Below are 13,819 nucleotides of genomic sequence, written 5' to 3'. Positions count from 1 at the left end.
TCGAGCACAACCGGTGGGCGCCTCCATCAGACAGCTTGGTGGCGTTTAGCTCGTGTCGGTCGGATTTGACGAGTATCGGTTCCGGCCTGGACTGCCGTTCTACGCCGTCGACCGGCACGCGGAGGTCACGATCAATGTCTTCGACTTCGCGATCGGTGAGCTACCACTAGGCTTACGCCGATCTTCGGTGTACATCACGTATGGTACGCGACCGAATCGACCGGATCGGCGTCGTCGGCGCGGGAACGATGGGCAGCGGCATCGCGCAGGTCGCGGCGACCGCCGGCTACGACGTGGTGATGCGTGACATCGAACGGGAGTTCGTCGAGAACGGGTTCGACACCATCGACGACAGCCTCGCGCGCCTCGCGAATCGAGACGGCCTCGCCGAGGAGCCCGGGACGATCCGCGACCGGATCGAAGGGACGACGCTCCTCGACGATTTGGCGGATTGCGACCTCGTCGTCGAGGCCGCACTCGAGGAACTCGAGATCAAACGCGAGGTCTTCGCGGACTTAGAGCGAGTCTGTGACGAGGATATCTTGCTCGCGACGAACACGAGCACGCTCTCGATCACCTCGATCGCGGCCGACCTCGAGCACCCCGAGCGCGTGATCGGGCTGCACTTCATGAACCCAGTCCCGATCATGGAGGGCGTCGAGGTCGTCGTCGGCGAGAAGACGACCGACGCGGCGACGGAACTGGCACACGATATCGCAGAGGACTTAGAGAAGACGACCTGGGAGGCAGACGACAAGCCCGGTTTCGTCACCAACCGCATCCTGATGCCCTGGATCAACGAGGGCATCCGCGCCTACGACGAAGGGGTCGCTACGAAGGAGGACATCGACGCGGGGATGGAACTCGGCACGAACGTGCCGATGGGGCCGCTGACGCTGGCCGACCACATCGGGCTCGACATCTGCCTGCACGCCTCCGAGACGCTCCACGAGGAGCTGGGCGACCGCTACAAGCCCGCCTACCTCCTCAAGCGGAAGGTCGAGGCTGGCGACCTCGGCAAGAAGACGGGAGAGGGGTTCTACGAGTACGAATAGCCGCCAGTCGTTTCAGTCCTCCATAATTTATTAGGCGCGGATATGCGTTCGCGAAGATAATGCGACTCGCCCGCCTCGCTGCCCTCGCCCTCTGTTGTAGCCTCGTCGCGCTCGCCGCCGTCACCGCCATCGCCGCGGCCCCTCCCCCGGCACCGGTCTGTGGCGTCTGCGGGTCCAGCGTCGAAACCGTCAACATCTCCGGTGCGGACGGCCCCGGCACGCTCGATATCTACGTCGACGAGACCGGCGACTCGCTGTGGCACGCACGCGTCCCCGTCAACGTCTCGGCCGCCGAACGGTACCGGACCAACGAGTCGGCCCTCGAGGCCGCGGTCGACCGCGCGTGGCCGCGCTATCACGTCGCCGACGGCGACGTTCGAACCGTCGAGACGACGCTCGAGAACGAGACCGTCGTCGTCAACTACACCGTCGACGATGTCGCACGGCAAGGTCTCGGCGAGTCGTGGCTCGTCGACTACTTTCACGAGAAAGGCCCGACGACGAATTACGATCAGCAGGCCTGCCGAGTAACGATTCACACGCCCGACGGGACGGTCGTCACGAACCGTCCGGCCGACGCCAGCGTCACGGGGAACGCCGCGACGTGGACGACCGGCGGCGCCGACTCGAGCGAGCGCGACTTCGACGAAGCGGTGTACGTCACCTACGGCGAGGACGGCCTTCTCGGCACTCTGCGCGGCCACGCGACGATCGCCCGGGAGGTCGGTCCGACGGCGCTCGAGCACGGCGTCCGCGGTGGAGTCGTCCCCGGGATGCTGCTCGGACTCGTCGCAATCGGAATGGGTCGGACCGACTGGGGCAGTGCCCAATTCGACGGTCCGACTCTCGAGCGACTGATCGTCGCCGTCGGCTCCGTCGGGGCGGTCGGCTTCCTCATCGCTGGCGCGGTCGCGAATCTTCCCGGTCTCGCACCGGGGGCTGTCGCGCTGGCCGCGCTCGGGGTCGGCTACGCGCTACTGGGAAGCACGGCGCGTCGGTTCGGCGATCGACTCGAGACGCGCGGACTGATCGGCCTATCGGCGGTCGCGACGCTCGCTGCCGCAGCGGTCTCCCTCATGCTCGCTGGCCCTCCCGTGTACGCGTTCCCGCTCTGTTTCGGACTGGCCACCGCACTCTGTCTGCCGATCGGCCACGCCGCCGAACGCGGGCGGGTGCCGATCGCACTCGTCGCCGTCGCCGCGCTCGCGCCGATCGCCGCGCTCACAGCCGTCGCTCCGCTCTCGGTATTCTGGTACGGTCCGGTACTGTACGGCCTCCTGTTGTTGCCGTGGGTCGCTGTCGTCGCTGTCTTCGGCTATCCGCTCGCGCTGCTCGGACGGACACTCGCGCTCGAGAACAGGTGACGGCGTAATCGCGCGCCCAGCGACCGCTACTCGAGAAACCGCGCGTTCACGTCCACGTCGGCGGGGGGCATCGCACACTGATCTTTCTTGCCGAACCAGCGGTAACGCCGGGCGGCGACGAAGTCGTACGCGCGGTCTCGGATCGCCCGCGGGAGGTACCGGAACGGGCCGAGCAGGCCGTAGACGCCGCCAAGCAGTTGCGCAATCCGGATGACCGCACCCGACTTCACGTAGTGGTCGTCGCCCTCGATCAGGACGATCGACTCGAGTTTGTCCGTCGGGAGGCCGTGGTCGGCGAGCAACTCTTTGCCGACTTCGGACTGGAGCGAAGCAAAGCGGAAGATACCGTCCGTATCCCGCGGGAGGAGAAACTGGACGAACCCGTTACAGAGGTTGCAAACGCCGTCGAAGAGGATGACCGGGTCGTCGCCCGAGATCGCGTCGCTCATCTGTTAGCCGACGGTTAGGACCGGCCGTAATTCAGCGTTCCGGTCGTTCGGACGCGCTGGGCCACCGTGGCCACGCGAGCGTTCACTGATGGAGCGGCTGGTTCGACATCTCCCGCCGGAGTTCGTCGAGCCGGGAGCGCGGGACGCCGTCCTCGAACTGCTGGAGGAGGGCGTACACTTCCGCGCGGGAGACCTTGACATCGCCCTCGCGGACGACATCTTCGGGGCGTTCGCGCAGTTCCCGGAGGGTGCCGACCGCGAGCAGGTAGGGGATCGCCCACGCGGAGAGCCGGTTGCCGTGGTGTTCGGGCACGACCTCGAGGTAGCGCTGGGCGTCGTCGAGATAGCTTTCCGCCCGGCCGGTGACTCGTCTGATGACGTTGGTGACGCCGCCGTGGTGGGCTTCGTCGGTGACGGACTCGATGTCGACGTCCTCCGCCGCGAGCCATTCGGCGGGGAGGTAGACGTTGTTCTCCTCGTGGTAGTCGTCCTCGACGTCTTTCGCGATGTTGACCAACTGGAGGAGCAGAGCGAACGACCGGGCGTTCTCCCGGAGCTCGTCGGCCCGATTCTGGGAGGTACCCCGGGCGACGAGACCGGTGATCAGCGTCCCGACGGTGCCGGCGGCGTACCAGCAGTACTCCTCGAGTTCCTCGATGGTCTGGAGGCGCAGCCCGCCTTCGGTGGCGTACCGGCTGGTGAACATCGCCATTCCGTCGACGAGTTCGCGGACGGGTTCGCGCATGATCTCGCGGGGCTCTTCGTCGAGCGACTCGAACGTGCGCAGGACGCGGGGCGTCTCGGCGACGACCGTCCAGTCTTCGTTTCGGTCCTCGGGGATCCAGGGCTCGACATCGTTCATGAACGCCTCGATGGATTCCGACGCGTCCGGGTCGAGCAGTCGGTCGTACGCCTCGAGCAATTCGGTCTGTTCGTCCGGCGGGATGTGTCCGGCGTCTTCGATCGTGTCAGCAATTCTACAGAGAAGGTAGCCGAGACAGATATGTCTCGCCATCGGCTCTTCGAGCCGATCGATCGTGATCGAAAAGGTCCGCGAAACGCCGTGAACCGCGTCGTAACACCACTCGAGGTCGGCGTCGGTGGGGGGTTCGGGCTGGCCCGTGGTCATCTACTCGAGTTAGTTTGGTGACCATCCGGGAAAAACGCCGCGGTCGCGGCGTGATCTTCCAACCGACGAGAGAGACACGTCAGTTACCGATCAGCACTGAGCGCCGGCGATTCGTGCGGAGCGACGCGGTCCCTCCGCGTCTATTGCGACCGATAGCACTCGGTTACGTCCTCGAGTTCGACCTCGCCCTCCGGCACGCGATAGGCGGCCACGACCCCCCGATCTGCGTCGGGGCTGTTCGTCGTCTTGTCGACGGCGTACCCGACGTACGTACACGCCTCGGCCGTGATTTCGACCACCGAATACCCCCAGTGGTGGCTGTCGAAGAACTCGATGTGGGGATTCATCGCCGGCACCAGCCACGACAGCAGCGGTTCGGTGAGCCGTCGGCGGCGGCCGCGAGTCAGGTGTAGCGCCTCCGCGACGTTGAGCGAGGTCACGGCGGGCGTCATAAACTCGACGCCGATCCGATCGCCCTGTGCGACGCCTTCTCCGCCCGTGACCCGGCCGGGATACGATGTCTGTGAGTAGGCCGCGACGTAACAGTGCATATCGCCCGTCAGCGTGACGAAGTTCTCGACATCGGCCGCCGCGATCGCCTCGGTGATCCGCATCCGTTCTCTCGTGTAGCCGTCCCAGCCGCCCTGGACGGGATACAACGAGAGCGGCCCGGAGCCGACGCGCAGCGGCACGGTCAGGACCTCGTCGGCCCACACCGTCCACGTCGCGTCCGAGCCCGTGATGGTATCGACGAGCCACTCGCGTTGCTCCTCGCCGAGCATCGTCCGCCCCGGCGGTTCGCGGTGGGGACCGACGTTGTCGGGCGTCGGGATCGCCTCGCGAGGGGGATCGCGGAACAGGCGTTCATCGGTCATCGCGAGCGTCACCAGATCGCCGAACTCGAGTTCGCGCCAGAGCTGAAACCGATCCTGAAGGGTCTCCCCGCTCGGGTCGTAGTGAACGCGAGCGGGCATGTACTCCCACCACGCGTGCATCGCGTCGGCGACGAGGTCTGTCATGAACGTGGAGTCGTTCCCTCGAGGGTGATCACCCGCCGGCGCATCCGTCCGCTTGTCCCAGTACAGATCGTTGACTATCTCGTGGTCGTCCCACCCGGCGATTAGCGTGTGCGCTTCCAGCGCCTCCTGCAGGAAGCGGTCGCTGCGGTACGTCCGATACAGGTATCGGTAGTCCTCGAGGTTCCAGACGCGGCCGTTTCCGCTCGGCAACTCTTTTTCGCGTCCGGGGTAGTCGTACGAGCCGAACCCCTTGAATTCGCCGTCGTCGGACTCGTAGATGAAGTCGCCGACGTGGATCATGAAGTCGATGTCCTCGTCGGCGACGTAGTGAAACGCGGGATAGTAGCCGTTGCAATAGTTCTGACAGGCGAGCACCGCGAACCGCACGGACTCGAGGGACGCGCCGGGCGCGGGCAGCGTCCGGCATCGCCCGCTCCGCGAGGCCGTCCCGCGGTAGTAGAACCGGTAGTGATACTCACAATCGGGCTCGAGGTGGCCGTCGAGATCGACTTTGACCGTGTAGTCGTGAGCGCGGATTCGCTCGGCGTCGGTGACCAAGCCTTCGTAGACGACATCGTCCAGGTCGGGGTCGTGGGCGACGCGCACGGCTAGGGGCTCGTCAGCGTCGAAAGCGGCGGGTGCGAGCCGCGTCCAAAGGATCACCCCCGTCGCGGTCGGCCCGCCGCTGGCGACCGACTGCGGAAACACATCGTCCGGATCAGCGTCGAGATCGTGCTCGAACCCGCCAGCGTCGGCTTCGGCGTCGAGATCGGTCGCGACCGAGAGATCGTGCGAGTCGAGTTCGGACAGGAGTTCGGCGTGGTCGTCCGCCCCCCGTCGCGGCTCGTCGCGCCCGTCCAGATCGATGTCGTCCGCCATATAGCCACCAGTAGGAGTACGGGATTGTAGCCGTATGGGTACGGGCCGCGGGCGGCCGCCACCCAGTCGGCGCGGCCGGGACGGATCGCAGGACACGGAGACGCGCCGGCCGATGGGTGCCACCCAGACCGCATCTCGAGGAACGATCGGCCGAAGCGAGAACAATAAAGGCACGAGATGCCGAAGCGTAGACCATGGACTTTGCACTCTCGGCCGAGCAGCAACAGATTCGGGACATGGTGTCGGAGTTCGTCGACGAGGAGGTCGTCCCCGTCGCCGACGAGATCGACCACGACGACGAGTTCCCCGCCGACCTCGTGAGCGAGATGGCCGAGCTGGGCCTGATGGGGATGCCGTTCCCCGAGGAGTACGGCGGTGCCGGGCTGGACTACCACTCTTACGCGATCGGCCTCGAGGAGATCTCCCGCGGCTCTGGGGGACTGGGGACGATCGTCGCCGCGCACACGTCGCTGGCGGGGAACATGCTCTACGAGTTCGGCGACGACGCCCAGAAGGAGGAGTTCCTGACGCCGTTGGCCGCCGGCGAGGACATCGGTGCGTTCGCGCTCTCGGAGGCGGGCGCGGGCAGCGACGTGCCGGCGATGGATACGGTCGCCGAGCGAGACGGCGACGAGTACGTCATCAACGGCGGGAAGCTCTGGATCTCGAACGGCTCCGTGGCCGATACGGTCACGCTCTTCGCGAAGACCGATCCCGACGCGGGCAACAAGGGTATCACCTCGTTCATCGTCCGGCCCGAGGAGGACGATGGTTTCATCGTCGAGGGAACGGAGGAGAAACTCGGCGACAAGGGCTGTCCGACCGCCGAACTCCGGTTCGACGACCTTCGGATCCCGGACTCGCGGCGGCTCGGCGAGGAGGGTGACGGCTTCGTCCACGCGTTGAAGACCCTGAACGGCGGCCGGATCACGATCGCCGCCCGCGGGGTCGGCATCGCTCGTGCGGCCTTCGAGGAGGCCCGCGACTACGCTAACGAGCGCGAACAGTTCGGCCAGCCCATCGGCGAGTTCCAGTCGATCAAGCACAAGCTGGCCGATATGGACACGAAGATCCAGGCCGCCCGGATGCTCATGCACAAGGCCGCCGACAAGAAGATCCGCGGCGAGAACTACATCAAGGACGCGTCCCAGGCCAAGCTCTATGCCTCCGAGGTGAGCCGCGAGGTCGCCAACGAGGGTATCCAGATCCACGGCGGCTACGGCTACACCAAAGACTTCGCCGCCCAGCGGTTCTACCGCGACGCCAAACTCAACGAGATCTACGAGGGCACCAGCGAAGTGCTGCGCAACACGATCGGTGATCAACTGCTCGACGAGTAGGCCGGATCGGCGGACTCTCCGCTTTTCGCGCTACTCCTCGAGACACTCCCGGACCCACTCGCCGTGGTCCCGCGTCCGTCGTTCTCCCGCATCAGTCAGCGCGTAGACGTCGTACAGTCCCTCGGTGCGTTTCTCGACAAAACCCGCCTCGACCAGCGCCGAGAGCGATCCGTAGAACGATTTGGGCTCGAGGCGCTCGTCGTAGTGAGCCTCGAGACGCGATTTCAGCCGCTGGCCGCGCAGTTCGCCGTCCTCGGCGGCGGCGAGCAGGAAACAACAGTCCCGTCGGCGGCCGCTCCGGAGCCACTTGCTCATGGGCCGTGGTGGGCGGGGCTCTCGCTCGAGCGTTACGGTTTCCAGCGCTGGTTGGCCCGGCTCACTCGTGCTCGAGTCGCCGGCGGACGGTCCCGATAGTCGTCCAGATGACCCCGCCGAGCGCAGCCAGCCCGAGCAACGGGCCGTCGCCGACCTCGAGGAGGGCGCTGCCGTCCGGCCGGCGGTCGTGTCGGACGAGCAGCCAGCCCGCGTCCGGGTCGCCCAGAACGACGTCGCCGGAGCCGAACGCGAGCGAGATCATGACGGCGAAGAGCGCGTACGTCGCGATGGCGACGAGGGTACCGACGCTACCGGTCACGAACCGCGAGACGAGCGCCGCGCCCGGGAGTCGGCCGCCGGTGTCGTCGCTCGAGCCGTATATTCCGAACCCTCGCTCGCCACCGTCAGGAAGCCCGCCGATCCGAACGTTCGCGGGGTACTGACAGAGGGCGGCGGCCATCCAGAGGTCGCCGATCGAGCCGGCCGCGTTCGCCGCCAGCGGCACGACCAGTAGCGGCGATGGAACGACCGCCATCGCGACGAGCCCGACGGCCGTGAGTCCAACGAACGGTGCGAGCAAGGCGACGAGCAGCTGGTTTCGGGTGTAGTCGGTTCCGCTCGTCTCGGCGTACGCGTACGGCACGACGAAGTGGGAGACCCCCACGCCGTACGACGGAGAGCCGCCGTAGCACGCCATGACCGCGCCGTGAAGTAGTTCGTGGGGGACCACCACGCAGGCGAGCAGGCCAAGCGAGACGAGCAGCCAGACGACGATCGTCGGCGGCGAGGAGGCGGCGATGACGATCGGCTCGAGGGGGACTCCGCGAATCCACGCGAGGACGCGGCCGAAGCAGTACGCGAAGCCGAAGAAGCCGACTGCGGAGACGACGAGCCACTGGACGGCGACCGATCGCGTGAGTCGAAACGTCGCGAGCGGCCGGCGGGCTCGAGCGAGGTCCGAACGGCTCACGGGCGGACCTCGCAGGCGACCGAAAAATCGGTGTCGATGTTCGCCGCCCGCGCGATGGTCACGGTCTGGCCGCGACAGTACCGGCGAACTCGACCCGGAACCGACAGCTTCCCGGTGGTCGACCCGCGAGTACCGATCATGACCGACGACCGGACCGCCGACGACAACGGCATCAGGGCGACCTACGAGGAGACCGAAACGGAGCGCGTCCTCGCCTTCGAGCGCGTGACCGGCGGCGAGGGCGCGACGCACGCGACGGCCGCGATCGCACAGAACCTCGAGGGGTACGCGATGCTGAAGGTGCGGCCGTCCGCGGACGGCGACGAACTCGAGCGCTACTACGGGTTCGACATGGCGCTCGATCACGTCGGCGAACTGCTGGGCGTCTCGCCGCACGAGCTGCCGGTGCCGGAGGCCGCGGCAGACATGGGCATGTGACGGCCGATTGCGACGCTCAGACGACGAACGCGGCGAGGATCAAGAGTCCGAAGTACAGCAGGACGAGAACCCCGAGCGCGTACAACCGAAACCGACGGATCTCTCCGTCTTCTTCGCGAACGGCGCGCTCGAACGCGGCGCGCTCACGATCAGAGAGACGCTCCGGGTGCTCGAGGCCGCGGTGGAGCGCCTCGTGGCGATCGCGCCGAAACGGGTGGTCGCAGTACGGACAGCGAGCCGTGGATTCGTCGGCGCGACCGTCGAACGCGGGTTCGCGGGTAGAAGCGGTCGCTACCGAAGGATCGCTGGAAGGGGACGTGCGGCCGCGACCGTGCGGTTCGCCAGGCACGGGGTCGACTACGACGAGCGACCCGATTGTTCTTTGGTCGGCTCTCGAGCGCTGCGCCACAGCCGAACTCGGTCGGGACGACGCCAACAGTCGCTGCCCGCGACTCGTCGTCGGGGCCGCGCAGTCCTGGAACACGGGAAGAAGCGGGAGCCATAAATACGCGGAGTCGAACGCTAGAGACGAGAATAGCCGTGGCAACTGAGTCCTTTCCCCGCCCGATCGGCACCCGCCGACGGTTCTCCGCACTGCTCGCAGCGACCGCACTGGGCGTCTATCTCCTATTGATCGTCGGCGCGACGACTTCGCTGACGAACGCCGCCGCGTCGTGTTCGACGTGGCCGACCTGCCACGCCCCGGTCGATCCGCTGAACCAGACCGAAATCGCGATCGCGTGGGCCCACCGGCTCGTCGCCGTCATCGTCGGCCTGCTCGTCGCCGCGACGGCCGTCGCGGCGATCTTCGGCGCTGTCTCGAGGCGCGTTCGCGCGGTACTCGCGGCCGCGGCCGTCCTCTACGTCGTCCAGATCGGCGTCGGGGCCGTCACCGCGACGACCGGGGCCAGCGCGATCGTGCCTGGGCTCCATCTCGCGCTCGGCCTGACGATCTTCACGGGGGTCGTCCTGGCACTCGCCTGGGACTTAGAGCTCGCGACCGGCAGCGACGACGACGCCATCGACTCGCCGGAACCGCTCGAGGAACTCGAGGGAGACGCCCCGTCCGCGGCGGAGCGGACACTCCCTTCGAGCCGGCTGACCCGCGCCAAACTGACCGCGTTCGCCTACTTCCAGATGATGAAACCGCGGCTGATGTGGCTGCTCTGTCTCGTCGCCGCCGCCGGCATGGCGCTCGCGGCTGGACCCGGCCTCGAGATCTACACCATCGTCGCGACGCTTTTCGGCGGCGTCCTCGCGATCGGCGCGAGCGGGACCTTCAACCACGTCCTCGAGCGCGACGTCGACCAGAAGATGTCCCGAACGGCAGATCGGCCGCTCGCGGTCGATCTGATTCCGGTCCGCAACGCGCTCGCTTTCGGCCTCGGGCTGACCGCGCTGTCGCTGGCCGCCTTCCTGACGATCAACCGGCTGGCGGCGGCGCTCGGACTGGCCGCGATCATGTTCTACAGCGTCGTCTACACCCTCCTCCTCAAGCCGAACACGGTCCAGAACACGGTCATCGGCGGCGCGGCGGGCGCGCTGCCGGCCCTGATCGGCTGGGCCGCGGTGACCAACGAGATCGGCTGGCCCGGCCTCGCGCTCGCCGGCGTCATCTTCCTCTGGACGCCAGCACACTTCTACAACCTCGCGCTGGCCTACAAGGACGACTACGCCCGCGGCGGCTTCCCCATGATGCCGGTCGTCCGCGGCGAGACCGTCACCCGGAAACACATCATCTACTACATCGCCGCGACGCTCGTGAGCACGATCGCGCTGGCCTGGATCACGGAACTCGGCACGCTGTACGCCGGGACCGTCGTGCTCTTCGGCGGGATCTTCCTCTGGGCCGCCGTGCGGCTCCACTTCGAACAGACCGAAGCCGCCGCGTTCCGCTCGTTCCACGCCTCGAACGCCTTCCTCGGCGCGGTGCTGGTCGCGATTCTCGTGGACGCGTTGGCGTTCTGAGTCCGCTACGGTCGCCCGCGTTTCGTTCAGTTCATCTATCGTAACTCGAGTTACGACGCAGCTTTGGACTCGCGAGAAATGGGGCCGTCGGCCGCTCAGAGCGTGTAGTCGTATTCGCCGTCTTCGGTCTCGAGGAAGGCCGCGAGCAGGTCGATCGTCGCCGCGACGTCGTCGACGTGGGCGGTCTCGGTCACGGTGTGGAGGTACCGCGTCGGGACCGAGATCGCGCCGACGGGTTTCGCACCGGCGGCCTGCTGGAAGCCCGCGGTGTCGGTGCCGCCCGACGGCAGGATCTCGAGTTGGTAGTCGATCTCCCGCTCCTCGGCGAGCGACTGAAGCCGGCCGTGGAGTTTGGGGTTCGTGATGACGCTCGAGTCCTTGAGCTTGATCGCGGTGCCGTCGCCGAGTTCGGTGACGTGCTTGCCGGCGTCGAAGCCGGGGATGTCGTTGGCGACGGTGACGTCGAGCGCGAGCGCGAGGTCGGGGTCGATGTCGACGCCGAGGGTGCGAGCGCCGCGGAGCCCGACCTCTTCCTGGACCGTCGCACAGAAGTGGATCGTTACGTCGGGCTCGGTGAGCCGACGGGCCGCCTCGAGCATGGCGAAGAGACAGATCCGGTCGTCTAGCGCCTTGCCGGTGATCGTCTCGCCGACGCGCTCGGTGGACTGGGCCATCGTGACGAGATCGCCGGGCGAAACGCGATCGTGCAGGTCTTCGTACGGAAGGCCGGGGTCGACGACCACGTCCTCGACTTTCGATTTCTTCTCGCGCTCGTCGTCGTCCATCGTGTGCGGCGGCGGCGAGCCGATGACGGCCGGCAGGTCCTCGTCTTCGGCGTGGATCGTCACTCGCTGGGCCTTGAGAACGCGGGCGTCCCAGCCGCCGAGCGCGTCGAGTTCGACGAAGCCGAAGCCGTCCTCGTCGCCGCGGACGTGTCTGACCATGAAGCCGATCTCGTCCATGTGGGCCGCGACGGCGACCGCATAGTCGCTGTCGCCCTCGAGCGTCCCGACGACGTTACCCATCGCGTCGGTGCGGACGCGATCGACGGTCGCCTCGAGTTCGCGGACGACGAGGTCGCGGACGCGGTCCTCGTAGCCGGGGACGCCACTCGTCTCCGTCAGTTCCGTCAGGAGTTCCAGATCGAACGGAACGGAAGTCATGACCGCATATGCGGCGTGGTACCACATAAGGCCGCGGAAACGGTCTGTACTCGGGACGGCCGGAGGTTAAATTCAGTTTGGACGTATCATCAACTGTGAGCTACCACTAGCGACGGGTATGTAACCGTAACCGCGGAGTATTAACGGATCCGTCCACTATGTCTGTGCATATGAGTAACGTACGTGTTGCAGGCACAGGGCTGACGCCGTTCGGAAACAGCCCCGAACGGACCGGCCGCGACCTCTTCGCCGAAGCGAGCATCGCCGCCTTCGAGGAGAGCGGCGTCCCCCGAGACGATGTCGAGGCCCTCCTTTACGGGAACTTCATGGGCGAACTCGCCGAACACCAGGGCCACCAGGGCCCGCTGATGGCCGAAGCAGCCGGCGTGCAGGCCCCCGCCACCCGCTACGAGTCCGCCTGCGCCTCGAGCGGCACGGCGGTCCGCGAGGCGGTCAAGCGAATCCGAACCGGCGAGAACGACGTGCTCCTCGTCGGCGGCGCAGAACGAATGACCAACCTCGGCACCGCGGGCGCGACGGAGGCGCTCGCGATCGCCGCGGACGACCTCTGGGAGGTCCGCGCCGGCGTGACCTTCCCCGGTGCGTACGCACTAATGGCTCAGGCGTACTTCGACGAGTTCGGCGGCGAGCGCGAGGACCTTGCCCACATCGCTGTCAAGAACCACGCCAACGCCCTGACTAACGACAAGGCACAGTACCAGAGCGCGATCGAGGTTGCCGACGTGCTCGAGGCCCCGCCGGTCTCCGACCCGCTCGGCCTCTACGATGCCTGTCCGATCTCCGACGGTGCGGCCGCCCTCGTTCTGACGAGCGAGGCGTACGCCGAGGAACACGACCTCGACGCGCCGGTCGCGATCACCGGCACCGGGCAGGGTGGCGACCGGATGGCGCTGCACGACCGCGAACACCTCGCGCGCTCGCCCGCGGCCCGCGAGGCCGGCGCGGAGGCCTACGCCGACGCCGGCGTCGACGCGAGCGATGTCGACCTCGCGGAGGTCCACGACTGCTTTACTATCGCCGAAGTGCTCGCGCTCGAGGCGCTGGACCTCGAGCCGATCGGCGAAGGGATCTCGGCGGCCCGCGACGGGCGGACGACCGCGGACGGCGAGACGCCGATCAACCTCTCGGGCGGCCTGAAGGCCAAGGGCCACCCGGTCGGCGCGACCGGCGCGTCCCAGATCGCCGAAGTCACCGATCTGCTGGCCGGCGAGCATCCCAACAGCGACCACGTCGCGGATGCGACGACCGGCGTCGCCCACAACGCGGGTGGCACGGTCGCGAGTGCGACCGTTCACGTCTTGGAGGTGATGGAGTGATGACTGACGCAGACAACGTCACTGATTCCGGCTTCGACGAGTGGCTCGCCGACGCCGAGGAGGACGCCGCCTACTTCCTCGAGTGCGACAATGGCCACGGCTCTCTCCCCCCGCGGCGGGTCTGTCCCGACTGCGGTTCGACCGACCTCGAGGAACTCGCCCTCCCCGAGGCCGGCGAGATCCAGACGTTCACCGTCACGCACGTCCCGACGCCGGCCTTCGAGGAGGACGCTCCCTACGCGACGGCCATCGCCGACTTCGGCCCCGTTCGGATCACGGGCCAGGTCGTCGGCGTCGATCCCGCGACAGTTGAGACTGGGCTCGAGGTCGAACTCGAGATATCGATCTCCGAGACGACCGGCGAGCGCGTGATCGGTTTCCGACCGGTCTGAG

General features: G+C 67.1%; 14 protein-coding genes. 7 read left to right on the top strand and 7 right to left on the bottom strand.

Going from position 1 to position 13,819, the window contains the following annotated elements; genetic code table 11:
- Positions 1–200 precede the first annotated feature (200 nt).
- Together NKH51_RS05550 and NKH51_RS05545 are read left to right on the top strand one after the other, a co-directional pair.
- Positions 201–1,055, top strand: coding sequence for a 3-hydroxyacyl-CoA dehydrogenase family protein (locus tag NKH51_RS05550; protein ID WP_254764252.1), 855 nt, complete (start codon positions 201–203; stop codon positions 1,053–1,055).
- A 59-nt stretch (positions 1,056–1,114) separates the two neighbouring features.
- On the top strand, positions 1,115–2,419 hold the full coding sequence (locus NKH51_RS05545) for a hypothetical protein (RefSeq protein WP_254764251.1): 1,305 nt from the start codon (positions 1,115–1,117) through the stop codon (positions 2,417–2,419).
- A gap of 26 nt (positions 2,420–2,445) precedes the next feature.
- Here the strand turns inward: NKH51_RS05545 and NKH51_RS05540 are convergent, their stop codons facing one another.
- The 3 genes from NKH51_RS05540 to NKH51_RS05530 all read right to left on the bottom strand — a co-directional run bounded on the left by NKH51_RS05540 (position 2,446) and on the right by NKH51_RS05530 (position 5,895).
- Positions 2,446–2,868 (bottom strand): thiol-disulfide oxidoreductase DCC family protein, encoded by a 423-nt coding sequence (locus NKH51_RS05540; RefSeq protein ID WP_254764250.1) that lies wholly within the window; start codon positions 2,866–2,868, stop codon positions 2,446–2,448.
- 82 nt (positions 2,869–2,950) lie between these two features.
- Positions 2,951–3,997: a phytoene/squalene synthase family protein gene (locus tag NKH51_RS05535; protein ID WP_254764249.1), complete on the bottom strand. Its 1,047-nt coding sequence runs from the start codon at positions 3,995–3,997 to the stop codon at positions 2,951–2,953.
- A gap of 140 nt (positions 3,998–4,137) precedes the next feature.
- Positions 4,138–5,895 (bottom strand): alkaline phosphatase D family protein, encoded by a 1,758-nt coding sequence (locus NKH51_RS05530; RefSeq protein ID WP_254764248.1) that lies wholly within the window; start codon positions 5,893–5,895, stop codon positions 4,138–4,140.
- Positions 5,896–6,089: 194 nt separating this feature from the next.
- On the opposite strand from NKH51_RS05530, the gene NKH51_RS05525 reads away from it, so the two are divergent.
- Positions 6,090–7,235 carry an acyl-CoA dehydrogenase gene (locus tag NKH51_RS05525; protein ID WP_254764247.1) on the top strand — a complete coding sequence of 382 codons (1,146 nt, stop codon included), beginning with the start codon at positions 6,090–6,092 and terminating at the stop codon, positions 7,233–7,235.
- 30 nt (positions 7,236–7,265) lie between these two features.
- On the opposite strand, the gene NKH51_RS05520 is transcribed toward NKH51_RS05525, so the two are convergent.
- Together NKH51_RS05520 and NKH51_RS05515 are read right to left on the bottom strand one after the other, a co-directional pair.
- Positions 7,266–7,550, bottom strand: a complete 285-nt coding sequence (locus NKH51_RS05520; RefSeq protein ID WP_254764246.1) for a helix-turn-helix transcriptional regulator — start codon at positions 7,548–7,550, stop codon at positions 7,266–7,268.
- A 61-nt stretch (positions 7,551–7,611) separates the two neighbouring features.
- Positions 7,612–8,520, bottom strand: coding sequence for a DUF3267 domain-containing protein (locus NKH51_RS05515; protein WP_254764245.1), 909 nt, complete (start codon positions 8,518–8,520; stop codon positions 7,612–7,614).
- A 138-nt stretch (positions 8,521–8,658) separates the two neighbouring features.
- Between NKH51_RS05515 and NKH51_RS05510 the strand changes: the two genes are divergently transcribed.
- A complete protein-coding gene (locus tag NKH51_RS05510; RefSeq protein ID WP_254764244.1) occupies positions 8,659–8,958 on the top strand; it encodes a DUF7111 family protein in 300 nt (99 codons plus the stop codon).
- Positions 8,959–8,974: 16 nt separating this feature from the next.
- Here the strand turns inward: NKH51_RS05510 and NKH51_RS05505 are convergent, their stop codons facing one another.
- Positions 8,975–9,307, bottom strand: coding sequence for a DUF7410 domain-containing protein (locus tag NKH51_RS05505; RefSeq protein ID WP_254764243.1), 333 nt, complete (start codon positions 9,305–9,307; stop codon positions 8,975–8,977).
- A 191-nt stretch (positions 9,308–9,498) separates the two neighbouring features.
- Between NKH51_RS05505 and NKH51_RS05500 the strand changes: the two genes are divergently transcribed.
- Entirely contained in the window at positions 9,499–10,926 is a 1,428-nt protein-coding gene (locus tag NKH51_RS05500) for a heme o synthase (RefSeq protein ID WP_254764242.1), read from the top strand.
- Between the two features lie 95 nt (positions 10,927–11,021).
- On the opposite strand, the gene NKH51_RS05495 is transcribed toward NKH51_RS05500, so the two are convergent.
- Complete coding sequence (locus tag NKH51_RS05495) at positions 11,022–12,089, bottom strand: M42 family metallopeptidase (protein WP_254764241.1); 1,068 nt, start codon at positions 12,087–12,089, stop codon at positions 11,022–11,024.
- Between the two features lie 170 nt (positions 12,090–12,259).
- On the opposite strand from NKH51_RS05495, the gene NKH51_RS05490 reads away from it, so the two are divergent.
- Both NKH51_RS05490 and NKH51_RS05485 read left to right on the top strand, forming a co-directional pair.
- On the top strand, positions 12,260–13,426 hold the full coding sequence (locus tag NKH51_RS05490; protein WP_254764240.1) for a thiolase C-terminal domain-containing protein: 1,167 nt from the start codon (positions 12,260–12,262) through the stop codon (positions 13,424–13,426).
- Positions 13,426–13,818, top strand: coding sequence for a Zn-ribbon domain-containing OB-fold protein (locus NKH51_RS05485; RefSeq protein WP_254764239.1), 393 nt, complete (start codon positions 13,426–13,428; stop codon positions 13,816–13,818). Before NKH51_RS05490 ends, NKH51_RS05485 begins: the two co-directional genes overlap by 1 nt.
- Position 13,819: the final 1 nt, after the last annotated feature.

It is taken from the genome of Natrinema marinum (genome assembly GCF_024296685.1).
Lineage (GTDB): Archaea > Halobacteriota > Halobacteria > Halobacteriales > Natrialbaceae > Natrinema > Natrinema marinum.
This window is presented reverse-complemented; position numbering and strand designations above follow the sequence as displayed.

What these genes read in the sequence shown, in the direction of transcription:
- NKH51_RS05535 (WP_254764249.1), bottom strand. Translation starts at nt 3,997, where the DNA reads ATGACCACGGGCCAGCCCGAACCCCCCACCGACGCCGACCTCGAGTGG.
- NKH51_RS05550 (WP_254764252.1), top strand. Translation starts at nt 201, where the DNA reads ATGGTACGCGACCGAATCGACCGGATCGGCGTCGTCGGCGCGGGAACG.
- NKH51_RS05520 (WP_254764246.1), bottom strand. Translation starts at nt 7,550, where the DNA reads ATGAGCAAGTGGCTCCGGAGCGGCCGCCGACGGGACTGTTGTTTCCTG.
- NKH51_RS05485 (WP_254764239.1), top strand. Translation starts at nt 13,426, where the DNA reads ATGACTGACGCAGACAACGTCACTGATTCCGGCTTCGACGAGTGGCTC.
- NKH51_RS05540 (WP_254764250.1), bottom strand. Translation starts at nt 2,868, where the DNA reads ATGAGCGACGCGATCTCGGGCGACGACCCGGTCATCCTCTTCGACGGC.
- NKH51_RS05510 (WP_254764244.1), top strand. Translation starts at nt 8,659, where the DNA reads ATGACCGACGACCGGACCGCCGACGACAACGGCATCAGGGCGACCTAC.
- NKH51_RS05530 (WP_254764248.1), bottom strand. Translation starts at nt 5,895, where the DNA reads ATGGCGGACGACATCGATCTGGACGGGCGCGACGAGCCGCGACGGGGG.
- NKH51_RS05525 (WP_254764247.1), top strand. Translation starts at nt 6,090, where the DNA reads ATGGACTTTGCACTCTCGGCCGAGCAGCAACAGATTCGGGACATGGTG.
- NKH51_RS05545 (WP_254764251.1), top strand. Translation starts at nt 1,115, where the DNA reads ATGCGACTCGCCCGCCTCGCTGCCCTCGCCCTCTGTTGTAGCCTCGTC.
- NKH51_RS05495 (WP_254764241.1), bottom strand. Translation starts at nt 12,089, where the DNA reads ATGACTTCCGTTCCGTTCGATCTGGAACTCCTGACGGAACTGACGGAG.
- NKH51_RS05490 (WP_254764240.1), top strand. Translation starts at nt 12,260, where the DNA reads ATGAGTAACGTACGTGTTGCAGGCACAGGGCTGACGCCGTTCGGAAAC.